The 25,037-nt window shown below is 55.0% G+C and carries 18 protein-coding genes and 1 pseudogene; 7 read left to right on the top strand and 12 right to left on the bottom strand.

Annotation, left to right across the window (positions count from 1 at the left end; translation table 11 throughout):
- Both ssuC and ssuB read left to right on the top strand, forming a co-directional pair.
- Entirely contained in the window at nt 1–792 is a 792-nt protein-coding gene (gene ssuC / locus PUZ33_RS08045) for an aliphatic sulfonate ABC transporter permease SsuC (protein ID WP_058680326.1), read from the top strand.
- A complete protein-coding gene (gene ssuB, locus PUZ33_RS08040) occupies nt 789–1,559 on the top strand; it encodes an aliphatic sulfonates ABC transporter ATP-binding protein (RefSeq protein ID WP_058680325.1) in 771 nt (256 codons plus the stop codon). The genes ssuC and ssuB overlap by 4 nt, the downstream gene beginning before the upstream one ends.
- A gap of 51 nt (nt 1,560–1,610) precedes the next feature.
- Here ssuB and pepN read toward each other — a convergent pair whose 3' ends face one another.
- Nucleotides 1,611–4,223, bottom strand: a complete 2,613-nt coding sequence (gene pepN / locus PUZ33_RS08035) for an aminopeptidase N (RefSeq protein WP_038981301.1) — start codon at nt 4,221–4,223, stop codon at nt 1,611–1,613.
- Nucleotides 4,224–4,478: 255 nt separating this feature from the next.
- Here pepN and pncB point away from each other — a divergent pair, with 255 nt between their 5' ends.
- The 4 genes from pncB (at nt 4,479) to PUZ33_RS08015 (ending at nt 10,283) form a co-directional block, all read left to right on the top strand.
- Entirely contained in the window at nt 4,479–5,681 is a 1,203-nt protein-coding gene (gene pncB / locus PUZ33_RS08030; protein ID WP_058680324.1) for a nicotinate phosphoribosyltransferase, read from the top strand.
- 165 nt (nt 5,682–5,846) lie between these two features.
- Nucleotides 5,847–7,247: an asparagine--tRNA ligase gene (gene asnS / locus PUZ33_RS08025; RefSeq protein ID WP_058680323.1), complete on the top strand. Its 1,401-nt coding sequence runs from the start codon at nt 5,847–5,849 to the stop codon at nt 7,245–7,247.
- A gap of 605 nt (nt 7,248–7,852) precedes the next feature.
- Nucleotides 7,853–8,908 carry a porin OmpF gene (ompF, locus tag PUZ33_RS08020; protein ID WP_020689704.1) on the top strand — a complete coding sequence of 352 codons (1,056 nt, stop codon included), beginning with the start codon at nt 7,853–7,855 and terminating at the stop codon, nt 8,906–8,908.
- A gap of 184 nt (nt 8,909–9,092) precedes the next feature.
- Nucleotides 9,093–10,283 (top strand): amino acid aminotransferase, encoded by a 1,191-nt coding sequence (locus PUZ33_RS08015; RefSeq protein ID WP_058680322.1) that lies wholly within the window; start codon nt 9,093–9,095, stop codon nt 10,281–10,283.
- Nucleotides 10,284–10,340: 57 nt separating this feature from the next.
- Here the strand turns inward: PUZ33_RS08015 and PUZ33_RS08010 are convergent, their stop codons facing one another.
- The 7 genes from PUZ33_RS08010 to cmoM all read right to left on the bottom strand — a co-directional run bounded on the left by PUZ33_RS08010 (nt 10,341) and on the right by cmoM (nt 20,976).
- Entirely contained in the window at nt 10,341–10,988 is a 648-nt protein-coding gene (locus PUZ33_RS08010) for an MBL fold metallo-hydrolase (RefSeq protein WP_013097289.1), read from the bottom strand.
- Between the two features lie 20 nt (nt 10,989–11,008).
- Entirely contained in the window at nt 11,009–11,560 is a 552-nt protein-coding gene (locus PUZ33_RS08005; protein ID WP_013097290.1) for a YcbK family protein, read from the bottom strand.
- A 174-nt stretch (nt 11,561–11,734) separates the two neighbouring features.
- The gene (gene ldtD / locus PUZ33_RS08000; protein ID WP_058680321.1) at nt 11,735–13,558 is read right to left on the bottom strand and encodes a L,D-transpeptidase; all 1,824 of its coding nucleotides are present in this window, start codon (nt 13,556–13,558) and stop codon (nt 11,735–11,737) included.
- 179 nt (nt 13,559–13,737) lie between these two features.
- Entirely contained in the window at nt 13,738–18,186 is a 4,449-nt protein-coding gene (gene mukB / locus PUZ33_RS07995) for a chromosome partition protein MukB (protein ID WP_062676567.1), read from the bottom strand.
- A complete protein-coding gene (gene mukE, locus PUZ33_RS07990) occupies nt 18,186–18,890 on the bottom strand; it encodes a chromosome partition protein MukE (RefSeq protein WP_013097294.1) in 705 nt (234 codons plus the stop codon). The genes mukB and mukE overlap by 1 nt, the downstream gene beginning before the upstream one ends.
- Nucleotides 18,871–20,193, bottom strand: a complete 1,323-nt coding sequence (gene mukF / locus PUZ33_RS07985; protein ID WP_013097295.1) for a chromosome partition protein MukF — start codon at nt 20,191–20,193, stop codon at nt 18,871–18,873. Before mukF ends, mukE begins: the two co-directional genes overlap by 20 nt.
- Before the next feature lie 3 nt (nt 20,194–20,196).
- Nucleotides 20,197–20,976 (bottom strand): tRNA uridine 5-oxyacetic acid(34) methyltransferase CmoM, encoded by a 780-nt coding sequence (gene cmoM / locus PUZ33_RS07980; protein WP_058680319.1) that lies wholly within the window; start codon nt 20,974–20,976, stop codon nt 20,197–20,199.
- Nucleotides 20,977–21,100: 124 nt separating this feature from the next.
- Between cmoM and elyC the strand changes: the two genes are divergently transcribed.
- Nucleotides 21,101–21,880, top strand: a complete 780-nt coding sequence (gene elyC, locus PUZ33_RS07975; protein WP_013097297.1) for an envelope biogenesis factor ElyC — start codon at nt 21,101–21,103, stop codon at nt 21,878–21,880.
- Here elyC and PUZ33_RS07970 read toward each other — a convergent pair.
- The 4 genes and pseudogenes from PUZ33_RS07970 to PUZ33_RS07955 form a co-directional block, all read right to left on the bottom strand.
- Nucleotides 21,857–22,750 (bottom strand): YcbJ family phosphotransferase, encoded by an 894-nt coding sequence (locus tag PUZ33_RS07970; protein WP_013097298.1) that lies wholly within the window; start codon nt 22,748–22,750, stop codon nt 21,857–21,859. The two genes, elyC and PUZ33_RS07970, sit on opposite strands and share 24 nt — an antisense overlap.
- Before the next feature lie 142 nt (nt 22,751–22,892).
- Nucleotides 22,893–23,639, bottom strand: coding sequence for a 3-deoxy-manno-octulosonate cytidylyltransferase (gene kdsB / locus PUZ33_RS07965; protein WP_013097299.1), 747 nt, complete (start codon nt 23,637–23,639; stop codon nt 22,893–22,895).
- Complete coding sequence (gene ycaR / locus PUZ33_RS07960) at nt 23,636–23,818, bottom strand: protein YcaR (protein WP_013097300.1); 183 nt, start codon at nt 23,816–23,818, stop codon at nt 23,636–23,638. Before ycaR ends, kdsB begins: the two co-directional genes overlap by 4 nt.
- Nucleotides 23,819–23,863: 45 nt before the next feature.
- Nucleotides 23,864–24,986 (bottom strand): annotated as a pseudogene (locus PUZ33_RS07955) (winged helix-turn-helix domain-containing protein).
- Nucleotides 24,987–25,037: the final 51 nt, after the last annotated feature.

Genomic DNA, 25,037 nt, shown 5'->3' with positions numbered 1-25,037 from the left:
ATGTCTCTCACCTCACAAAAATGGCTGTTGCGCGCCGCCCCATGGTTTTTACCTGTCGGCATTGTCCTTATCTGGCAACTGGCCTCCTCCACCGGCTGGCTGTCGAGCCGTATCCTGCCCTCTCCGGAGGGCGTGATCGAAGCCTTCTGGTCGCTGAGTGCCAGCGGCGAGCTGTGGCAGCACCTGGCCATTAGCTCCTGGCGCGCGGTGATTGGGTTTTCCATCGGCGGGAGCATCGGCCTGACGCTGGGGTTGATCAGCGGCCTGTCCCGCTGGGGGGAACGGTTGCTGGATACCTCCATTCAGATGCTGCGCAACGTACCGCATCTGGCGCTGATCCCCTTGGTCATTCTGTGGTTTGGTATTGATGAGAGCGCCAAAATTTTCCTCGTGGCGCTGGGCACGCTGTTCCCGATTTACATCAATACCTGGCATGGGATCCGCAATATCGATCGCGGGCTGGTTGAGATGGCACGCAGCTACGGATTATCAGGATTTGCCCTGTTTATCCACGTGCTGCTGCCGGGCGCCCTGCCCTCCATTATGGTTGGCGTTCGCTTTGCGCTCGGCCTGATGTGGCTGACGCTGATCGTCGCGGAGACCATTTCAGCCAACTCCGGCATTGGCTATCTGGCAATGAACGCCCGCGAATTCCTGCAAACGGACGTGGTGGTGGTCGCCATTATCCTTTATGCCCTGCTGGGCAAACTTGCTGACGTCAGTGCCCAGTGGCTGGAACGCAGCTGGCTGCGCTGGAACCCGGCCTATTTCTCTCAGGAGGCGAAAGCATGAATACCGCCCGACTCACTCAGGGGACACCGCTGTTACTTAACGGCGTCACGAAACGCTACGGCGACAAAACCATTCTTAACGCCCTGGATCTGCATATCCCCGCCGGACAATTTGTGGCCGTTGTCGGCCGCAGCGGCGGCGGCAAGAGTACGCTGCTGCGCCTGTTAGCCGGACTGGAAGCGCCGAATGGAGGGGAGATTCTGGCAGGGACAACGCCGCTGGCCAATATTCAGGATGATACTCGCATGATGTTTCAGGATGCGCGCCTGCTGCCCTGGAAAACGGTGATGGATAACGTCGGGCTGGGGCTGAAAGGTCACTGGCGGGAGGAGGCGCGTCAGGCACTGGCCGCCGTCGGGCTGGAGGATCGCGCCGGTGACTGGCCTGCGGCCCTCTCAGGCGGGCAAAAACAGCGCGTAGCGCTGGCGCGGGCGTTGATACATCGTCCAGGCCTGCTGCTGCTCGATGAGCCGCTCGGGGCACTTGATGCCCTGACGCGGATTGAAATGCAGGATTTAATTGCCTCGCTCTGGCAGGAGCACGGTTTTACGGTCCTGCTGGTGACGCACGACGTGAGCGAAGCCGTCGCCATGGCCGACCGGGTGCTGTTAATAGAAGAGGGAAAAATTGGTCTGGATCTGACGGTAGATATTCCACGCCCTCGCCGTGTGGGATCGGCCAGACTGGCAGAGCTGGAAGCGGAGGTGCTGGAGCGAGTGATGAGGCGCGGTGTGAATGAGCGCGCGTTGATTAAAGCTAATGCCTGATGCCCTCACCCCGGCCCTCTCCCACAGGGAGAGGGAGGGTTAAGCTTTCTATCAGGCCAGCGCCTTCGAAATCTTCTCGTACAGATCGCCAGAGAGATTTTCCAGCCCTTTAAGCTGCTCAAGCGCGGCACGCATCTTCGCCTGGCGCTGCGTATCGTAGCGTTTCAGGCGGATCAGCGGCTCAATCAGACGTGATGCCACCTGCGGGTTGCGGCTGTTCAGCTCGGTCAGCATTTCCACCATGAACTGATAACCGCTGCCGTCTTCCGCGTGGAACGCAGCCGGGTTGCTGCTGGCAAACGCGCCAATCAGGGAGCGGACGCGGTTCGGGTTGCTCATGGTAAAGGAGCGATGCTTCAGCAGGCTGCGCACGTTGCTGAGCGCATCGGCTGCCGGACTGGTCGCCTGCAGAATGAACCACTTGTCCATAACCAGGCCATCCTGGTGCCACTTGTCGTCATACTCTTGCATCAGCGCATCACGGCACGGTAACTCGGCTGCCACGCTTGCCGCCAGGGCTGCGAGCGCGTCGGTCATATTATCCGCTTCGTGATACTGCTTACTCACCAGCGTGTTCGCCAGGTCTGTTTCACCAAAGGCCAGGTAGCGCAGACAGGTATTGCGCAGGGAACGTTTACCAATATCGCCATGTTCCACGCGGTACGCATCCAGCTTGTTGGCGTTGTAGATCGCCAGGAACTCATCCGCCAGTTCGGCCGCCAGCGTGCGGGTCAGCGCTTCACGCACAGCCACGATGGCAATAGGATCGATGGTCTCGAACAGCTCGGCGATTTCGGTCGCGGACGGCAACGTCAGGATTTCAGCCGCGAGGGCCGGATCAATCTGTTCATCCAGCAGAACCGCACGGAACGCGTCGGCCACGTGAACCGGCAGCGACAGCGGCTGGCCCTGCTGATGACGATTAACGTTCAGCTTGATGTATGTCGCGAGCAGGCTTTGAGCGGCATCCCAGCGGGAGAAATCGTTGCGCGCGTGACGCATCAGGAACGTCAGCTGCTGATCGCTCCACTTATACTCCAGCTTCACTGGAGCAGAGAATTCACACAGCAGCGCAGGCACCGGCTGGAAATAGACGTTATCGAAGATAAAGGTCTGCTCTGCCTGGGTCACGTTCAGCACGTGGTGTACCGGGTGGCCACCCTTCTGCAGCGGGATCACTTTGCCTTCGTTATCATACAGTTCAATGCTGAACGGGATGTGCAGCGGATATTTTTCTTCCTGCTCAGCCGTTGGCGGCGTGCGTTGGCTGATGGTCAGGGTGTACTGCTCGGTCTCCGGATTGTAATCGTCTTTAACGGTGACAATCGGCGTACCGGCCTGGCTGTACCAGCGGCGGAAGTGAGAGAGATCCACATTCGACGCATCTTCCATTGCCTGCACAAAATCATCGCAGGTGGCGGCGCTACCGTCGTGACGCTCGAAATAGAGCTGCATCCCTTTCTGGAAGTTCTCCTCGCCCAGCAGGGTGTGGATCATACGGATAATTTCCGCCCCTTTTTCATACACCGTCAGGGTGTAGAAGTTATTCATCTCGATGACTTTGTCCGGACGAATTGGGTGCGCCATCGGACTGGCATCTTCCGCGAACTGCAACCCACGCATGGTGCGCACGTTGTTGATGCGGTTAACCGCACGCGAGCCCAGATCGGAGCTGAACTCCTGGTCACGGAAGACGGTCAGACCTTCTTTCAGGCTCAGCTGGAACCAGTCGCGGCAGGTGACACGGTTACCGGTCCAGTTATGGAAATACTCGTGGCCAATAACGCGCTCGATATCGAGGTAGTCTTTATCGGTGGCGGTATCGGTACGGGCCAGCACGTATTTGGAGTTAAAGATGTTGAGACCTTTGTTCTCCATCGCCCCCATGTTGAAGAAGTCGACGGCGACAATCATATAGATGTCGAGATCGTATTCCAGACCAAAACGCTCTTCGTCCCATTTCATGGAGTTGATGAGCGAGGTCATCGCCCATGGCGCGCGATCGAGGTTGCCACGGTCAACGAACAGTTCCAGCGCCACTTCGCGGCCAGAACGGGTTTTGAAGGTGTCGCGTAAGACGTCGAAATCACCCGCCACCAGCGCAAACAGGTAGCATGGTTTTGGGAACGGATCCTGCCACTGTACCCAGTGACGGCCGTTTTCCAGCTCACCCTCACCCACGCGGTTACCGTTAGAGAGCAGGAAAGGATAAAGCGTTTTATCCGCGATGATTTTGGTGGTAAAGCGCGCCAGCACGTCCGGACGGTCAAGATACCAGGTGATGTGGCGGAAACCTTCCGCTTCACACTGGGTGCACAGCGCCACGCCAGACTGGTAGAGCCCTTCCAGCGCCGTATTGGCGGCAGGGCTGATTTCATTCACGATGCGCAGCGTAAAGCGTTCCGGCAGGTTATCGATCACCAGCTGGTTGTCTTCTTCTTTATAGTCAGTCCAGGCTGCATCATTAATATGCAGGGAGACCAGCGTCAGGTCTTCACCATCCAGACGCAGCGGCACTGCCGTCGCGCTCTGGCGCGTCACCTGGCTTACCGCCGTCACAACGGTTTTAGTGGCATCCAGGTCAAAAGTCAGATCGATATCGCTAATCAGGTAATCCGGCGCACGATAGTCGTGGCGGTATTTGGCTTGTGGCTGTTGTGTCATAGAAAACCTTATGCATCGTTTGTCGAATAACGATTCCAGTCTATTCCTGTTGTGTAGATCGCGCTATGCAGAATGTTCATCTTTTCAGGTACAAACACCCTTTTTGCTACATTTGTATAACACGGGGCACAAAATGCCCTCGACCATAAAGAGCGCTTATGTTGTGATCGGGGTTCAATAAATCACTAAACAAGGTATACTCCGGAGTTGTTTATTGTACTAAACGCTCCTGTGAGAGGATGCTACTGCGCACCTATGACTCGATTCGCTTCTCCTGTTCTGCATACATTGCTGGATACCGACGCGTATAAACTGCACATGCAGCAAGCCGTTTTCCACCATTACTATGATGTTGATGTTGCGGCGGAATTCCGCTGCCGTGGCGACGACTTGCTCGGTATCTACGCAGATTCCATTCGTGAACAGGTCGATGCTATGCAGCATCTGACGTTGCAGGACGACGAATACCAGTGGCTTTCCGGCCTGCCTTTCTTTAAAGCGGACTATCTGAACTGGCTGCGCGACTTCCGTTATAAGCCAGAGCAGGTCACCGTCACGAATGATAACGGCAAGCTGGATATTCGCCTTGAAGGCCCATGGCGTGAAGTGATCATGTGGGAAGTTCCGTTGCTGGCTGTGATCAGCGAGCTGGCTCACCGCTACCGTTCGCCGGAAACCGGGGTGACTCAGGCACTGGCCGCGCTGGAAAACAAACTCGCAGGGTTTGCCACCCTGACGGATGGGTTGGATATGTCCCGCTTCCGTCTTATGGACTTTGGCACGCGTCGCCGTTTCTCCCGCGACGTTCAGCAGGCCATTGTTCAGCGTCTGCAGCAAGAGTCGTGGTTCGTGGGCACCAGTAATTACGATCTGGCACGTCGTCTGAACCTGACACCCATGGGTACCCAGGCGCATGAATGGTTCCAGGCGCATCAGCAGATCAGTCCAGATCTGGCCAACAGCCAACGCGCCGCACTGGCCGCGTGGCTTGACGAGTATCCGAATCAACTCGGCATCGCCCTGACCGACTGTATCACGATGGATGCGTTCCTGCGTGATTTCGGCCCTGAGTTCGCTGAGCGTTACCAGGGGTTACGTCATGACTCCGGGGATCCGGTTGAATGGGGTGAGAAGGCGATAGCGCATTACGAAAAACTCAGCATCGACCCGATGAGCAAGGTGCTGGTCTTCTCCGACAACCTCGATCTCGCGAAAGCGGTTGAACTCTATCGCCATTTCAGTACCCGAGTGAACCTGAGCTTCGGGATTGGCACCCGTTTAACCTGCGACATCCCTCAGGTAAAACCGCTGAATATCGTGATAAAACTGGTGGAATGTAACGGCAAGCCGGTAGCCAAGCTCTCCGATAGCCCGGGTAAAACCATCTGTCATGATAAAGCGTTTGTCCGCGCGTTACGCAAAGCTTTCGATCTCCCTCAGGTCAAAAAAGCCAGTTAAGCGCTTAAGGGAGCCAAATGGCTCCCTACTTCTTATTTATTTCTTAATTCTTCTCTTTTGACTGCGAAATTTACTTGTCTGATAGCGGATGGCAGGTAACATAGATATCCCCCCATTTGGGTGGACAAGTGTTTATTTTTTCCGACTATTAACAGAGAGAATATTATGAGCGTTGTGCCTGTAGCCGACGTACTCCAGGGCCGTGTCGCCGTTGACCAGGAAGTCACCGTGCGCGGATGGGTGCGTACCCGCCGAGATTCTAAAGCTGGCATCTCCTTCCTTGCCGTCTATGACGGTTCCTGCTTTGATCCTGTACAGGCCGTCATTAATAATTCTCTGCCCAATTACAATGATGACGTTCTGCACCTGACAACCGGTTGTTCCGTAATTGTTACCGGCGTGGTTGTCGCATCACCGGGTCAGGGTCAGAGTTTCGAAATTCAGGCCACTGCCGTTGAAGTAACTGGCTGGGTTGAAGATCCTGATACCTACCCGATGGCCGCAAAACGTCACAGCATCGAATATCTGCGTGAAGTGGCTCACCTGCGTCCACGCACCAACCTGATTGGTGCGGTGGCCCGTGTCCGCCACACGCTGGCGCAGGCACTGCATCGCTTCTTCGATGAGCAGGGTTATTTCTGGGTATCTACCCCGCTGATCACCGCCTCCGATACCGAAGGCGCTGGCGAGATGTTCCGCGTTTCTACGCTGGATCTGGAAAACCTGCCGCGCACGCCAGAAGGTAAAGTGGACTTTGACAAAGACTTCTTTGGTAAAGAAGCCTTCCTGACGGTATCTGGCCAGCTCAACGGCGAAACCTACGCCTGTGCGCTGTCTAAAATCTATACCTTCGGCCCAACCTTCCGAGCGGAAAACTCCAACACCAGCCGTCACCTGGCAGAATTCTGGATGCTGGAGCCTGAAGTGGCTTTCGCAGATCTGAACGATGTCGCTGGCCTGGCGGAAGCCATGCTCAAGTACGTCTTCAAAGCGGTACTGGAAGAACGTGCTGATGACATGAAATTCTTCGCTGAGCGTGTCGATAACGAAGCGATTGCACGTCTGGAGCGCTTTGTTTCCTCCGACTTTGCCCAGGTGGATTACACCGATGCGGTCGCTATTCTCGAGAAATGCGGTGAGAAGTTTGAGAACCCGGTTTACTGGGGCGTGGATCTCTCTTCCGAGCATGAGCGTTACCTGGCTGAGAAGCACTTTAAAGCACCGGTTGTTGTGAAAAACTACCCGAAAGACATTAAGGCGTTCTATATGCGCCTTAACGAAGACGGTAAAACCGTTGCCGCAATGGACGTACTGGCACCGGGCATTGGTGAAATTATCGGTGGCTCCCAGCGTGAAGAGCGTCTGGACGTGCTGGATGCGCGCATGCAAGAGATGGGGCTCAATCCGGCGGATTACAGCTGGTATCGCGATCTGCGCCGTTACGGTACTGTGCCACACTCAGGCTTTGGTCTGGGCTTCGAACGTCTGATCGCCTACGTCACAGGTGTTCAGAACGTACGTGACGTTATTCCGTTCCCACGTACGCCGCGTAATGCCAGCTTCTAAGTAACCAAAATCATAATGGCCAGCATTTGCTGGCCATTATTTTATTCTGCTCTGTCAATTTTCGTCAGCGTAAAGTAAGCACCTTTCAACTTTGACCCCGTCACAACCACTAGTTGTTACGTTTTGTTTCCACGAAATATCTACGAACAAAAAATAAACCCTATTCTTATTGCGATTATTTAATCCTCAAGCAATAGCACAAATTTCAACCAAAATCACAGCCATCCAGAAGTCCCTTTTGGGTCATAAGAAAAAATGAGTCGTTGAAGGTGCGCGTATACGAATTGCCTTTATCTAAATTAATTATAAGGAATTCATATATATAGTAATCTGCCTGCCGTTTAATTCGCCAGGTCTTTCTGAAATTTGAGGTGGTTCACAAAGTTCCGAAAAATACACATTTAGTTACATATAATTTCTTTTTGTTACTCAATCTTGAAAACTGTAACACTTTAAGGCTAGCGAAACGCTTCTATGAATGGAAAGATGCCTGACAGATACATAAAGACACCAAACTCTCATCAATAGTTCCGGAAATATTTATTGACGGAATTTATTGGCGGCAGTGGCGAGTGTCATAAAAAAACCAATGAGGGTAATAAATAATGATGAAGCGCAATATTCTGGCAGTGGTAGTCCCTGCCCTGCTGGTAGCCGGTGCAGCTAACGCTGCAGAAATCTATAACAAAGACGGCAACAAACTGGATCTGTACGGGAAAGCAGTTGGCCTGCATTACTTCTCTGATAATGACGGCAACGATGGCGACAAAACTTATGCTCGTCTGGGCTTCAAAGGCGAAACCAAAATCAACGACCAGCTGACCGGCTATGGTCAGTGGGAATATAACTTCCAGGGTAACAACTCTGAAGGCGCTGATGCTCAGTCAGGTAACAAAACCCGTCTGGCATTCGCAGGCCTGAAATTCGGTGACGCAGGTTCCTTCGACTACGGTCGTAACTATGGCCTGGTTTATGATGCAATCGGTATCACCGATATGCTGCCTGAGTTCGGTGGTGACACCGGCGTGAGCGATAACTTCTTCTCTGGTCGTACCGGTGGTCTGGCGACTTACCGTAACAGCGGCTTCTTCGGCCTGGTTGATGGTCTGAACTTTGGCGTTCAGTACCTGGGCAAAAATGAGCGTACCGATGCGTTGCGTTCCAACGGTGACGGCTGGGCAACCTCTCTGAGCTATGATTTCGATGGCTTCGGTATCGTCGGTGCTTACGGCGCGGCTGACCGCACCAATGCCCAGCAGAATCTGCAATGGGGTAAAGGCGATAAAGCTGAGCAGTGGGCAACCGGTCTGAAATATGACGCGAACAACATCTACCTGGCAGCACTGTACGGTGAGATGCGTAACGCGGCTCGTCTGGACAATGGTTTCGCTAACAAAACTCAGGACTTCTCTGTTGTAGCTCAGTATCAGTTCGACTTCGGTCTGCGTCCATCCATCGCTTACTACAAATCTAAAGCGAAAGACGTAGAAGGCATCGGTGACGAAGACTACATCAACTACATCGACATCGGCGCGACTTACTACTTCAACAAAAACATGTCCACCTATGTTGACTACCAGATCAACCAGTTGAAAGACGACAACAAGCTGGGCATCAACAACGATGATACCGTTGCTGTAGGTCTGGTTTACCAGTTCTAATCAGTACACCACTTTGTTATATGCTTAATGAACAGGGCTTCGGCCCTGTTTTTTTATGCCTGACAGAAAATAATGGCGACTTTTGAAAAGCCGCACGCTTTTCGTCGCAAACGGTTGGCATTTTGTAAATCTACCGTTAACCTGATAGCGGATTTCACTTCTGTAATCACAATGGAACTTCGTCATGTTTGAGAACATTACCGCCGCTCCTGCCGACCCTATTCTGGGCCTGGCCGATCTGTTTCGTGCCGACGACCGCCCTGGCAAAATCAACCTGGGTATTGGTGTATATAAAGATGAAACCGGCAAAACCCCAGTACTGACCAGCGTAAAAAAAGCTGAGCAGTATCTGCTGGAAAATGAAACCACCAAGAATTACCTCGGTATTGATGGTATCCCTGAGTTTGGTCGTTGCACGCAGGAGCTGCTGTTCGGTAAAGGTAGTACAATTGTGAGCGACAAACGCGCGCGCACAGCACAAACGCCTGGCGGTACCGGCGCACTGCGCGTGGCGGCGGATTTCCTTGCAAAAAATACCGCTGTTAAGCGCGTATGGGTAAGCAACCCAAGCTGGCCGAACCATAAGAGCGTCTTTAACTCTGCGGGTCTGGAAGTGCGCGAATATGCCTACTACGACGCCGCAAACCATGCTCTGGACTTCGACGGTCTGCTGGCGAGCCTGAGTGAAGCCCAGGCGGGCGACGTGGTACTGTTCCACGGCTGCTGCCACAACCCAACCGGCATTGATCCGACGCTTGAACAGTGGGAACAGCTGGCAAAACTGTCAGTCGATAAAGGCTGGCTGCCGCTGTTTGACTTCGCTTACCAGGGCTTCGCCCGTGGTCTGGAAGAAGACGCTGAAGGTCTGCGCGCTTTCGCAGCCGTCCATCAGGAGCTGATCGTTGCTAGCTCCTACTCCAAGAACTTTGGCCTGTACAATGAGCGTGTTGGTGCCTGTACGCTGGTCGCAGCAAACGAAGAGACTGCCGATCGTGCGTTCAGCCAGATGAAATCAGTTATCCGCGCTAACTACTCTAACCCACCAGCACACGGTGCTTCTGTCGTTGCCACCATCCTGAGCAACGATGCGCTCCGCGCGATTTGGGAACAAGAGCTCAACGATATGCGTCAGCGTATTCAGCGCATGCGCCTGCTGTTTGTGAACACCCTGGCAGAGAAAGGTGCAGACCGTGATTTCAGCTTTATTACTAAGCAGAACGGTATGTTCTCTTTCAGTGGCCTGACCAAAGAACAGGTTCTGCGTCTGCGTGAAGAGTTTGGCGTGTACGCCGTGGCCTCTGGCCGCGTGAACGTTGCAGGTATGACCCCTGACAACATGGCGCCACTGTGCGAAGCAATCGTCGCCGTACTGTAATGTAATTAGCGCCCACAAAAAAGCCTGCACGATGCAGGCTTTTTTTATTATCCGGATTTACCAGACAGGCATTTCATCCTGAAGGAAGGGGTTATGCACCCGCTCGTAGCCCAGCGTCGACATCGGGCCGTGTCCAGGGATAAACGTCACGTCATCGCCCAGCGGCAATAACTTCTGTTTAATAGACTGGATCAGCTGTCCGTGGTCGCCACGCGGGAAATCGCTGCGCCCTACGCCACCTTTGAAAATCACATCGCCGGAAATCAGCAGACGGGACTGGTCATCAAAGAAGACAATATGGCCTGGCGTATGCCCAGGACAATGCAACACCTGTAAAGTCACATTCCCTACGTTCACACGCTCTCCTTCGTTTAACCAGCGATCGGGCGTCAATGGCTGACACTCATCGAGGCCAAACATGCGGCTTTGGGCTGGCAAACCCTGCAGCCAGAACTCATCTTCTTTTTCCGGACCGATCACCGGCACTCCATAGTGCTGTGCCAGCTCCGCCGCTGCGCCAACATGGTCAAGGTGACCATGCGTCAGTAAAATCTGCATCAGCGTCACACCGCTTTCTGCAACTTCCTGTTTGATCTTCTCAGCGTCACCGCCGGGATCGACAAGCGCGGCCAGTTTGGTTTGCTCACACCAGATCAATGAACAATTCTGGGAGAACGCCGTAACCGGAATAATACGATAGTTCATACTGCTCCTGTGTTTCGTTATTACCAGTGCCGAACTGGACCGGTATCAATATGCACAAAGTTACTACTTGGGTAATATCCTACACCACCTGCGCGCATAGATAACGCAGCTTTGCGAATATTGGCTAACGAAACGCCTTCAATATGGAAATCCATTGCCTGTCCCCTGGTGTGATAGCTTTTTTTCGCTACCCCACGGCTGCGGGCGCGCAATTCATTATTGGTATCAATGGAACGATAACCGGAAATGAGTTGCACCGGCTTGCTGGTACCCAGCAGGCCCTGAAGGCGGAACAACTGGTCAAATAATCCTGGGTCGATGGCTTTTACTTTATTCGCGCGGAAATCACGGAAAAAATGGTTAAGTCTTGCTAATTCATCCTGAATATAGCCTCTGCCATCGAAGAATTCCGCTTTTAGCGACTCACCAGTATGCAGATTGTTGAGCGTTAAAATACGCGGACGAGGTGTCGAGAGGGTGGCAAATGCTGGCGTCGGCAGGATGGCCGCTGCGCCGAGCGCAACGCCACCTAACGCCAGCAGTTTGCGGCGATTAGCGTCAAATTTGTCCATGATAATCAGGTCTACAGGTCAAAGAAATCGTAATATGCTTAGCGCACGAAGGGCACCTTAACTGGCAAAGCCAACGACGTCAAGGCACCCAACCCCAGCAAACACGCGGCTTCCAGCCATATCGCCACGTATTTGCCCTAACTTACGACAACCTATTTTCCCGAACTGCTTCATTTACCTGATTAATTGTTCAGCTTTTGGCAAAATTTGTGCGCCGGATCGCGCCGTGAGATCATAATTGTAAATATCTGTACGATACTGGGTACGTCCATCTTCACCAACAAACGCCGTCAGATAGTAAAGATTGACCGGTATATTGTGTCGAATGTTAACGTAACGGGTGTCCCCCTGCTTGAGGGCATCGGAGATCCGCGTGTCGTTCCAGCCCGCATCCTGCAACAGCATATTCGCCAGTTCCGATGCCTTATTCACACGAACGCAGCCTGAGCTGAGCGCGCGGGCATCTTTCTGGAACAGGTTATGGTTCGGCGTATCATGCAGATAGATAGCGTCCGAACTTGGCATGTTGAATTTATAGCGCCCCAGCGAGTTATGCGCACCCGGTGCCTGCTGGAAACGGAATGGCAGGTTCGACGGCGTAATCGTTGACCAGTCAACCATCCACGGATCGATCGTCTCTTTGCTGTTCCAGCCGCGGATCACCGTATAGTTATGACGCTCCAGATAGCCAGGATCGTTCCAGACCTTAGGCAGAATATCCTTGCGCGCCAGCGTCGGTGGCACGTTCCACGGCGGGTTTACCACCACGTTATTCAGGGCACTGCTCATCATCGGCGTTTTACGGTCAGGACGTCCGACAATCACGCGCGACGCCAGCACTTCGCTACCGTTCTGATAATAAACCAGCGAATACGCTGGAATATTCACCATAATCCCGGTCGACAGTGTTCCCGGCAGCAGACGTAAACGCTGGATATTCAGCGCCAGCACTCCAGCACGCTGGGCAGGCGAGACGTTCAGCCAGTCGCGGGTGGATGGACCGATCACTCCGTCTGCGCCCAGCCCCTGCGCGGCCTGGAACTGCTTAACCGCCGCGACCAGTTCGCGATCGTAGGCGGCGGGTTTGTTGCTCTGTGCAACGGCCTTTTTCTCTTTTACCGGGGCCGACGGGCTGACGACCGCGCTTTGCGTATCGTCGCCGGGCAGCGCAATCTTAGGACCGCTTTCGAGAATGCCGGAGCGTTTCATAATTTCGCGGATCGCCGGGACATCGCTGCTCCACTGTCCCGGACGAAGCGTGGTTGTGCCACGCACCTGAGGCCACGGGCGGGAATCCGCAACCAGCTCAAGCAGCGACTGATGCATGGTGGCATACTGCGGATGGGCCGGTGCCAGGCTTGCGATAAAGCGCGGCAGGTCACCGTTATCCAGCGCCAGTTGCCACTGGTTAATGACCGACAGCGCCGGCGTCGCCAGCTTGTACGGTTTTTGACTGTATAACCAGCGGTTGCCATTGACCGGGATGCCCGCCACGAACTGGAGGTAGCCCATCATGGCATCAGACAGCACCACATCACGCGCCTGACCGGTAACGCCTGGATCGGTCAAGAGTTCAACCCAGGTGGTGAATTGCGGCTGAAAACCTGCAATGGCGACTTCCGCCAGCTGCTGCTGAAAAGCGCGCACGGCGTCCCGGTTTTCCCACATCGGCTTCATATCACGCGCGGCATAAAGCAGCGTAAGCTGGTTAATGTAAGCAGGCGTGTATCCTGCAGGAAGGCCGGTAAGAAGCTGCTGGCGGAGCGCGCCGGTTTCGATACCTTCGGGTAGCGGTCTGATACCCGCTAAAATGGCCGTCGCCGGAGATTGATCCAGCGGTTGTGACAGCGACGTCGGCTGCGCACCCATCGTCGCGGAACTGTCTGACGGTACAACTTCAGGCTCATCGGCCTGAGCGCTTAACAGTGGAGCAAACATCACCGCCAGACACAAACTCAACGCTGACAGCTGATGACCACGATTTTTCTTTAGCAACATCCCTTGCCCCCTGTTTTCTCACGACATGCCCATCACACTGGGGCTTTTATTCATTATAGGAAGGCACAAACGCAGTTGCCTTACCTTATGTAAAGAAGTTTAAAGATAACGCAGCCGTAAGCATAAGTTAAGCGTAAAAAAAAGCGGCGCTAATGCGCCGCGCTTTGTAACAACACGCCTCAGGAGGCGTCTGCCGTGCCCGGTAAGGACTCAGGCGGCTGCGGAGCAAAGCCACGCAGGCCTACAACGTGAACGTGCTCGCTGTTCTGGAACACTTTACGCACCAGTTTATAGGTTGTGCCTTTTTCCGGACTAATATTTTCCGGTGCCGCAATAATGAGCTGCATATCCAGACGTTCGCAGAGCTCAAACAGCGTGGCGATGGAGCGGGCATCCAGACGCGCTGCCTCATCAAGGAACAGCAGACGGCATGGGGAAATATCTTTGCCGCGCAGACGACGCGCTTCATCTTCCCAGCTCTGCACCACCATCACCAGAATCGACATCCCGGTACCGATAGCTTCACCGGTCGACAGTGCCCCGGATTCCGCACGCAGCCAGCCATCTGAACCACGGTTAACCTCAACTTCCATCTCCAGGTAGTTACGGTAATCCAGCAGCTCTTCACCGATGGTTTGCGGCGTACGTTGCCCCATATCAATCTGCGGATTCAGACGCTGATACAGCTTCGCCAACGCTTCGGAGAAGGTCAGACGGTTGCTGTTAAACAGATCCTGATGCTGTTCATGCTGCTCAGAGAGCACATCCAGCAGCGTAGAGTGCGCTTCACGGACGTTTACATTCAGACGTACGCTGTTCACCTGACCAAACGATACGCTCTGCAGACCCTGGTTCAGCTGGCGAATACGGTTCTGCTCGCGCTGAATGGTCTTGCGGATGATGTTCGCCACGCTACGGGAGCTGATAGCCAGCTTCTGCTCACGGGAGGTCAGCTCTTCCGTCAGGCGCCCCAGTTCAATTTCCATCTGTTCAATGGCTTCGACCGGATCGTCGGTACGGATGATGTCCTGACGAATACGCTCACGCAGATGCTGGTATACCGCCACGAAGAACTGAATTTTACGCTCAGGACGCTTCGGATCTTCAGACATACGCAGCACATCGCGCAGATGTTCGTTATCTGCCACCGCCAGACGCAGCGCACCCAACGCCTTATCCGACATGGATCGCAGTTCATCAGCAGAGAGGTACGCCAGTTCACGACGATGCAGACGGCGTTCAACATTATTGTCTTTCACCATGCGCATCACCGCGCACCAGCCTGCCTTCGCAGATACCACCTGCTCGCGCATTTCGTGATAGTCGCGCTCCAGCTTGCGCAGGCGGCGGGTCAGGTTATCCATCTCCGCTTCACAGAAGGTCAGCGCTTTTTCCAGCTGATTACGACGCGCACGGTTATTGCTCAGCTGGGCATGCAACTCATCACGACGAACACGCGCCCGCTCTTCTGCCCCGCTGTCGGCACGGACGCCGATGTCCTGCAGCTCTTTTTGCAGATCGTTTAACAGCTCTTTCTTGGTATCAAAGGAGCTTTTTAGCGAGGCCAGAACCTGGTTGTACTGGTTCAACTGGGCCGCGTGGCTACGCATCGCTTCACGGGCACGCGTACGTTCCGCTTCAGCCTGCTCAAGGCGCTGGCGTAATTTCTCGTTCAGATCGCTGTTACCGCTCAGCATTTCCGCCGAGTCAGAGTAGCCGAAGTGAGCGCGACGCTGCACCACTTCCGTCAGGGCAAACGCCTGCTGGCGTGCTTCACGCTGCACCTGCTGGGACCAGGCATAATCTTCTTTTAGCTGCTCAAACTGCTCTGGATCGCTCTGAAGCACCGAAACGACCGGCTCCAGCTTCGCCAGCTGATTACCGTGTTGCTGCACGAAGCGCGCAGCCTCCTGCGCTTCATCCAGACGTTCCTGGATTTCATCCACACGGTCAGCCAGCGTATCGTCCGCCAGCAGATTCAGACGCGGCAGAATGCGGTTCAGGGCAGCAACGCCCTCTTTCGCCTGTTCAAACTGAACGCGGCTCTGCTGGTTGTCATTTTCATGGCTGGCAATTGCGCGCTCAAGCTCGCCACGGCGGGTGTTGAGCTTGCGAATTTCCGCTTCCGGGTCAGCCTCAAAGGCCACTCCCAGATGGCTACCGATAAAGCGGCTAAATGCCTGATGCAGGCGCTGGGTTTTCTGCACGTCAAACGACAGCGTCGCAAAACGTTCAGACAGTGTTTCACGCTCAGCGTGCAGGCTCTCAATACGGTTTTCACGCGCGGCGCGGCCAAACAGAGGAAGTTCCGGGAAGCGTGAGTAACGCCACTGACGGTCAGCGATTTTCACCACTACCGCTTTTTCCAGCTCGTCAACGCTGAACACGCTGTCATCGAACGACTGCGGGTCTCCTTCGATCAGATAGAGATCTTCCGGGCAATCTTCCAGCCCTTCGAGCTGTTCGGCAATCAGAGACAGATCCGGCACCACAATCGCGTTACGCGACGGGCCATACAGCGCGGAGAAGTACGGCGCATCGTCCAGACCCACGTCATCATAAATTTCTGACAGCAGTACGCCACCGAAACGCTCCGCCAGCGTATTCAGGCGTGCATCTTCCGCACCGCCCGGCTGGCTTAAGCGTTCAATCTCTTCGTCAACCTCGCGCTTGCGCGCACCAACTTCATCACGCTCAACTATCGCCTCGCGCTCGCGCTCAAGCAGCTGTTGCAGATATTCGGTCACTTCCTGGCTGGATTCGAACGTTTCACCGCACTGTTCGCTGAGCTGGTTCAGGCTGCTTTGCGCCGCCAGCCAGACGGGTGCGCGTTGCAACAGCGTCTGCGAGCGGGACTGAAGCTGCTCCAGCTCCTGACGCAGCGTCATCCGCTGTTCGCTGGCGCTGGATACGGTATCGGACAGGGCGGCGATACGGGCTTCAAGCTCCTGGTGCAGAGCCTCGAGATCGTCAATATCGTAATGTTTACCCTGACGCTTACAGAACTCGGCCAGCAGACGCTCGGCCTCCTGCTGCTCGCGCAGACGCTGTTCCAGCTCGTTCAGACGCATACGCAGCGGTTGCACCTGCTCGGCCAGATGACGCTGGTTGACGCCGTCGCGCAGCAACTCGCGAGCTACGTCCCACGCTTCGTTTCGCGCCAGCGGGCCGTTAATCGCCACCACCAGCTGATAAGCTTGTTCAAACTGGCTGTGCGCGGTCTGCGCGACGCTCATTTTCTGTTCCAGGGAGAGCAGTTTTTCCGTGGCTTCCTGCTCTTTCGCCTGGAAGGTGTCCAGCCATTCATCGGCGCTGTCCGGCGTCAGGTCAGGCAGATGGCATAGCTCTTTCGCACGCTGCAATGCCTGCAGGGCCTGGTTGTACTGAATCGCTCGCGTCTGCTGCACGTCCAGCGCCTGCTGGTAATCGGCGAGCTGGCTTTTCAGCTCATCCACTTCCAGTTCGGCGGCTTCGGCACGCGCTTCGTTCTCTTCCTGCATGTCGGCAGCTTCGGCCACCACTTCGTTTTGCTCTTCGAGACGAATTTGCAGTTCATCGAGATCGGCTTCGTAGCGCTCGATTTTTTCCTGCTGGCGCAGCGCGGTCTGAACCAGGTTCAGGTGATCGCTGGCGGCCTGATAATCGGCTTCCAGATCGCCCTCTGCCCCGTTGTGTTCGCCCAGTTCACGGGCCATTTCAACGTGCTTATACTGCTCGGCCACCAGCTGTTTACGCGAGGTGAACAGCTCGCGGCGGTACTCTAATGCCTGATCGAGATGCACGCGACGCTCGTTGGCGTGACGCATATAATCCGCCGCCACATAGTTGGTGGCTTCACTGATCAGGTGTTTAAACAGATCGCGGTCAGACTGGGTAACGCGAATCGCTTCCAGCGTCATGCGGTTTTCACGCAGCGCGGCTTCCATGTCCTGGAAGGCCTTACGCACGCCGCTGTTTTCCGGCAACAGGTAGTCGCGCAGGGAGCGGGTAATGGCGCTGGAGATCCCGCCGTACAGGGAGGCTTCAATCAGACGGTAATATTTGCTGCGGTCGGATGCGGTACGCAGACGACGCGCCACCACGCCCAGATCGAACATCAGGGAGTGGTAATCGGTAATTGAGTTGAACTGCTTGAACTGCACGCCTTCGATAGCTTCGAGCTTGTCTTTCAGCTCCTGCAGCGTCAGTACGCGCGCCTGGCGCTCATTGAGCGTTTCCGTCAGCAGCGCCGTTGGCTGCATTGAGGTTGGCAGGCCCTGAATCGCGAACGGTTTGATATCCACTTTTCGATCGCGACCGGCGACCTGCTGCAGACGCACGCCCACCACCACACGCTGGTGACGGGAGTTGATCACATCCAGCACCGAATAACAGACGCCAGCTTTGAGCTTACCGTGCAGGCCTTTATCGCGGGAGCCGCTTGTCGCCCCCGCTTCGGTGGTATTACGGAAGTGCAGCAGCGTCAAATCAGGGATCAGCGCCGTCACAAAGGCCGCCATGGTGGTGGATTTACCCGCACCGTTACCGCCGGAGAGCGTTGTCACCAGCTCATCGAGATCAAAGGTTCGGGCAAAAAAGCCGTTCCAGTTAATCAGCGTTAGTGAGCGAAATTTACCGCGTTCAATCATTACTCTTCCTCCCCGCTATCCGGCTGATTGTCTTCAGGCTCGTCATTGAGCTGCAAATGGTTTTCCACCGGCATCGCCTCACCGTCGCGGATCATGCGAAGCTGCGCTTCACGCGCGTCGTCGCCCGCACGCACGTCGGCACCGAAGCGGAAAACAGATTCCGTAATGCGGAATTTGCTGCTGTCGTGGCCCATAAACCAGACCATCCCCAGACGACGCAGACGGTTCAGAGAAGAGCGAACTTTTTCCTGCAATTTCTGACGATCGAGATCCGACCCCGTTGAACGGTTGTTCACAAGCTTCAGCAGCTTGCTTTCGTCTGCCAGCGTCAACAGCTCATCGTAAAGCTCCTGCTGGGTGAAGATCCCTTCATTTGCCAGACGTTCCGGGCTGAGGTAGAGGTAGCACAGAATTTTGCCGACCATCATATCCAGCTCGGAAAGCACGGAGCGCGGAATAAGCGTGGTGGAACGCGGACGCAGGTAGAAGAAACCTTCCGGCGCGCGGATAAGCTCAACGTTATAGCGTGCGTAAAACTCTTCCAGATACTCCTGGAAGTCCATCAAAAAGGCGTGATTATCCAGTTCGTCGAGGCCAATATGACGACCGGCACGCAGCTGGCTGTCCAGCGCCGGAAATAACGGATTCGCCAGCGCCTGTGCCAGCTTTAATGGCATCACTTGTTCAATATTTGTCAATGACATGCGCCTGTACCTTGGCTCCGTAATCGTTAATCGGCTGCCACTTCGGCGGCAGTCCGGTGAAATCTGCTTGCGCGATACCCAGGCGAACCGCCTGGTCTACCACAATGCGGGCAACGTCGAAGTGGCGCGCGCGAGGATATTGCGCCAGATAGTCGCGCACCACGAGACCAAGATCCAGCGGTACCTGTCTGGTTTTGTAGACAGCGAGCTGTTCTTCGATCATGGCCGCAAGTTGCTCACGAATTTCGTTGAATTCTTCGTACTCCAGATCCGGTGGCAGCTCACCGGTTACCTCTTCATCACGCAGCGCCATCTCTTCGTCGCGCATATCGAGCAGACGATCGGCATTGGCGTAGGTTAGCGCCCACGGCGCATCGAAGTAGGTTTGAACAGACTGACGCAGACGCTGAGCAAAGACGCGGTTTTTATCCATATCGATGGCGGTACGGATAAATTTATGTACGTGACGATCGTAACCGATCCACAGGTCAATCGATTGCTGGCCCCAGCTAATGATGCGATCGAGCTTGCTCTGCAAATCAAAGACCAGACGGTCGATAAAATGCAGATCGTCATGTGCCATGGTCGCATCCTGAATGCGCAGCAGGTTGGCCTGGAGCTTATCGCCAGCGGCTTCCAGCGTATCCTGCAGTTCACGCAGCGTGCCGGAGGTTTCCGACAACAGCAGTTCACAGCTGGAGATGGCCGCACGCCAGTCTTTATTCAGCAGTTGCGCGATATCATCTTTCACCTGCTGCTGCTGTTCGTCCATCAGACGCTGGGTCAGATCGATACTGTCAAAAATCTCCGCTACCGAATATTTCAGCGGCGCGTAGACGTTACGGTGCCAGTGGAATTCATCACCGTTTTCATCCGCAGCATCGGCTGCACGCTTGAGTTCACCCGCCACAATGGAGAGCTGCATGGAAAGGCGCAACGTGGAAAACTCACGCTGGCGGATGTAGTAATCGGTAATGCCGATGCCCAGTGGCGTCAGTCGATAAATGGCGTTACCTTCCGCCTGCTCGCTGGTAAAGCGGTTCAGCAGACGTTGACGCACCATATCGTTGATTGCGTTGTTGGCACGCACGCTAATGGTTTCGCTGGTTTGCTCAAACGCATCACTCACATGGCGGAACGCATCCACCAGTTCACCCTCGCTCATTTCGCCATCGAGCCGTTCGCCGTTCAGCGTGGCAACCGCCAGCAGGAAAGAGAGTCTGTCTACCGGCAGCGAGATGGAGAAATCATTTTTCCTGGCCCAGGCAACCAGTTCGGGGACTGTCTGGGAAAATTCACTCATAGGTTATCCTTGCATCTGCGGCTTGTGCGCGGTGACGTGAATATAGCGGCCAAGACTGATAAACGGTTCCTGACGGCAATACCGCGTTTCTAATTCTGTTAAGGTGTCAAAACAGTCACGCTGTTTGTGTTTTTCACGCAGATAATCATGAAACACCCTGACGCCCGTCTTCCCGGTTATCTGCCAGCCAATCTCTGCCAGCCAGCCGTAAACCTGCTGGGGATCGCGCGGATAGTCCGGGGAAAGCGTGCGCTTTTTCTTTTTCGGCATTCCGACCTGAACATAGTCGAAGTTGCCCGCAACCATGTTGTGCATCAGGAAGCCGTTAGCATTGTAGAACATCAGCGACAGCGTACCGCCCGGGCGTAGCATCGACCACAGGGTTTGTAACACGCTTAACGGATCGGCTACCCATTCCAGCACCGCATGAAACAATATCAGATCAACCTGGGTTTCCAAATGCTGTGCGATGTCCTGAGCGGCGCATTGTACAAAATGCATGTTGTCGCTCACACCTTTCTCCTCTGCTGCACGCGTGGCACGCGCAACCATCTCAGCAGAAAGATCGCAAAGCGTGACATGATGACCGCGCTCAGCCATTTTTATGGCCGTCTGCCCTTCACCGCCTCCGGCGTCAAGCACGCGCAACGTTTGACCGCCATACGTGGCCAGAATGGTGTCCAGATCCTGCCAGAGGATCGTCTGACGTAACTGCCCTTTTGTGGTGCCGTATATGTTGCGCGAAAACTTTTCCGCGATGTCATCAAAATTGCGATCCCGCATTGGGAGAGTTCCACTCGCTAACTGCAAAACCGCTATTTTGTCACACCCGCGCGGAGAATGAACCTCTCTGGTGTAATATCACGGGTATTCGCCTGCTATATGGTTAAAAAAGGAACCAAAAAGGATGCTTTTTACCCTGAAGAAATACATTGGAGGCATGATGCTTCCCCTTCCGCTACTGCTGCTCATCATCGCGCTGGGGCTGGGGCTGGTGTGGTTTAGTCGCTTTCAGAAAAGTGGCAAAACGCTGATCACCTTCGGCTGGCTGGTACTGCTGCTGCTGAGCCTGCAACCCGTTGCAGACAAACTGTTACGTCCCATCGAAAACACCTACCCAACCTGGCAGGGAAACCAGAAAGTGGAGTACATCGTGGTGCTGGGCGGCGGGTATACCTGGGATCCAAACTGGGCCCCCAGCTCTAACCTGATCAATAACAGCCTGCCGCGCCTGAACGAAGGTATTCGCCTGTGGCTGGCTAATCCGGGATCAAAAATGATCTTCACCGGCGCGCCAGCCAAAACCAACCCGGTCAGCACGGCTGAAGCCGGCGCCAGGGTGGCAGAATCCCTCGGCGTGCCGCGCTCCGCTATTATCACGCTGGACAGTCCGAAAGATACCGAAGAAGAAGCCGCCGCGGTGAAACAGGCTATTGGCGATGTTCCGTTCTTACTGGTGACATCTGCTTCACATCTGCCAAGGGCAATGATTTTCTTCGAAAAACAAGGTCTGCACCCGCTTCCCGCGCCGGCGAACCAGATGGCCATTAACGCCCCGCTCAACCCATGGGAACGGGTGATCCCGTCCCCAATGTGGTTGATGCATAGCGATCGCGTCGGCTATGAGACGCTGGGACGCATCTGGCAGTGGCTGAAAGGCTCCTCAGGCGAGCCAGGGCAGGAGTGATTTTGTCGCAAGGTCAAAGTTGGCGCGGTTGAAACGTCCGGTATTCACCAGCTGCGCCACTTCATCCCACAATAAATAAAGCCAGCGCCGCCAGAGAAACGCCTCCGCAACGGGCGCGCGCTGCAGATAGTGCCACAGCAAGCCTTCAGCGGCCGCGCTATCGCTTAGCCTGAACAGGTCATACTCGCGCGGAGCCCAGAGCATGACCCCTGGCCCCAGCATCGCCAGAAGCTGATCGCTACGAGAATCTTTAAGCATGCTACGCAGGGTAAAATTACCGTGTATCAACACGCAGTTGTCGTTAAAGCCCTCAAACAGCGCCGGTAAACACTCCCGGGTGCGGAACAGGATACGTTTATCCTGCATGGTCAAGCCGGTGTTGTTGAACTGATTAAGCGTTCCCCACAGCACCTCCACCCGCTGGCGATACCACAGCGGCCAAAGATTTTCCTGAGTGCTGTCGACGGGTCCCACAAGACCACGGCTATCCTGCCGGTGCCAGGCCAGCAGAGCCTCCACAATCTGGTCTTTCAGCTGTTCCCAGCGCTCCGGTGTACGCGCCGGGGCTTCAACGGATACTCCGCGTAAACGCTCAATCAGCAGAACATCCGGACCGGGGTGCTCTTCATGCGTCATCACTCCGTAAACCGTCGGCATACGCACGGTTCCTTGCCGCGCGAGCATTGAAATTTTCCAGGCGAGCTGCCTGGCCACACCCGGCGAGGTAAAGCTTCGGGCCATCAGCGGCATTGGGTTTCCCTGACTGTCGTACAACGACCAGAGCGCGGTATCTGCCTTTTCACTTACACATTCCACCCGGCTTAACTTCTCGCCAAGCAGGTGACTCAGTTCGGCACGCAGCTGTTCCATATGAGATTACCCCCATTAAGACTACTGCTTTTATAATGAGCGCGCAGGACGCAGATGTCACCCTGCGGAGATCAATTATGGAAAAGATAAGAGAAAATAAACGGCGGAGTGCATCCCTCCCAAAAGAGGAATGCCGCAAGGATTAACGCAATTCAGCGCGAACGCGCTCAAGATCTTCTGGGGTGTCTACGCCTGTACCAGGCACCTCTTCGGCGACGGCAACGTGGATCTTTTCGCCGTACCAGAGCACACGAAGCTGTTCCAGCATTTCAATATGCTCCAGCGGACTCGGTGTCCAGGTTACATACCGGCGAATAAAGCCAGCGCGATAGCCGTAGATGCCAATATGGCGCAGGAAGGTATCGCCAATGGTCTCTTTGGACACCGCAAAGCGATCGCGATCCCACGGGATGGTGGCACGGGAGAAATAAAGCGCATAGCCCTCCGCATCCGTCACAACCTTCACCGCGTTCGGGTTGAACGCTTCTTCCGCGTGGTGGATAGGTACCGCGAGAGTTGCCATGCCAACCTGACGCTGCGCCAGGTTTTCCGCCACCTGACGAATAATCGCCGCCGGGATCATCGGTTCGTCGCCCTGCACGTTAACGATTACCGTATCGTCGCTGAATGCGCATTTCTCAACCACTTCAGCCAGACGTTCAGTACCAGACTGGTGATCGGCACGGGTCATGCATACTTCCCCGCCTGCGGCTTCAACCGCACGCGCAACATCAGGATGATCGGTGGCCACGATAATACGGTCAGCGCCGGACTCACGGGCGCGTTCAAGGACATGCACAATCATTGGCTTGCCGTTGATATCTACCAGCGGCTTACCCGGCAGACGCGTTGAGGCGTAACGGGCAGGAATAATGACGACAAAGCTCATGGTTTGCTCTCTTCAGCCACCAGGGAACGGGCTTCGTTTTCCAGCAGTACCGGAATACCGTCACGCAGCGGGAAAGCCAAGCTGTCCGGTTTGCAAATCAGCTCTTGTTTGTCCTGGCTATAGTAGAGTTTGCCGTTGCACACCGGGCAGGCAATAATTTCAAGTAAACGGTGATCCATAGTTCCTCCGTATGGGTAATCGCTAAAGCTTATCACATTCCCTTTTCAGGGCGTGCCTGTTTCCCAGCCACTTCGACAGGATGTAAAGAGTCCGTCAGGCACGCGGCCCAGCGTCACTTCGCAGGCCTTCTGCCAGCAGGCGAAATCATTGATGGCGGATGTTAACCCTTTTTCCAGGGTCGCGGTTATCCTGACGCCCTCTTCCAGATACAGCGCAATGACCTCTAGCGTGCCGGTTTTACGGTGCATTTTGGCATCCATGCGCCCTACCAGTTGTCCCTTGTGCAGCAGGGGCAAAACAAAGTAACCGTACTGGCGCTTTGGCGCGGGAGTGTAGCACTCCAGCCGGTAGCTGAAATCAAACAGCTGCTCGGCCCGTTTTCTGTCCCAGACCACCGGATCAAAAGGTGACAGCACCGCGCTATGGGTTGCCTGAAGTTTACCTGCTTCAGCTTGTGGCAGTAGCGGGAGTAAATCCACATGCAGCCACATATCGCCCAACCTCTCTACAGAGACCGGGATAACCCGCTGCTCGCGCTGCCAGTTATCCAGCAACGGTTTCAGCGTGGGCTGTCGGAGACGGTAATAATCGGCCAGCCATTGCGGACGGAAAATACCCAGACTGCGGGCGCTGTTTTCAAGCATGACGGCTTCGGCTGCCTCCTGTGTGAGCAGGTCGCGCTCGTCGTCCCAGTGAGGCATCACCCGCTGCGTCAGGTCGTACACCCGTTGAAAATTACGCCGCTCGACTACCATCACCTTGCCTGATGTAAACAACCCTTCCAGATGACGCTTGTGCGGTTTCCATTCCCACCAGCCGCTCCCACCAGCCGCTTGCCCCTTTTCGCGGATGTTCAAAATCCGCGGAACGTACTGGCCCCTTTTCCGCGATATGGGCAATGAGCTGCTCAATTTCAGCCGCATGCTCGTGCATCCACGCCTGCCGGTATTTCCAGCCCATTTTTTCCGGGGCAAGCATACGATGGCGAACCAGGGCAAAATCGCTGCGGGGCAGGAAACAGGCTTCATGTGCCCAGTATTCCATCAGCTCTCCCTTGCTGAGCGCATCATCGAGCCACTGAGGCGGATAATTGCCCAGCCGGCTGAACAGCACCAGGTAGGGGCTACGAGCCACAATGTTGATGGTGTCGATTTGCAACAACGACATGCGTTGCACGGTAGTGAGGATATCGGCAGGCTGCGCGCGGCGACGGGGCTT

Source organism: Enterobacter cloacae complex sp. 2022EL-00981, assembly GCF_028737495.1.
Lineage (GTDB): Bacteria > Pseudomonadota > Gammaproteobacteria > Enterobacterales > Enterobacteriaceae > Enterobacter > Enterobacter cloacae.
Note: the sequence above shows the minus strand (reverse complement) of the source record. Positions and strands in the feature narration are given on the sequence as shown.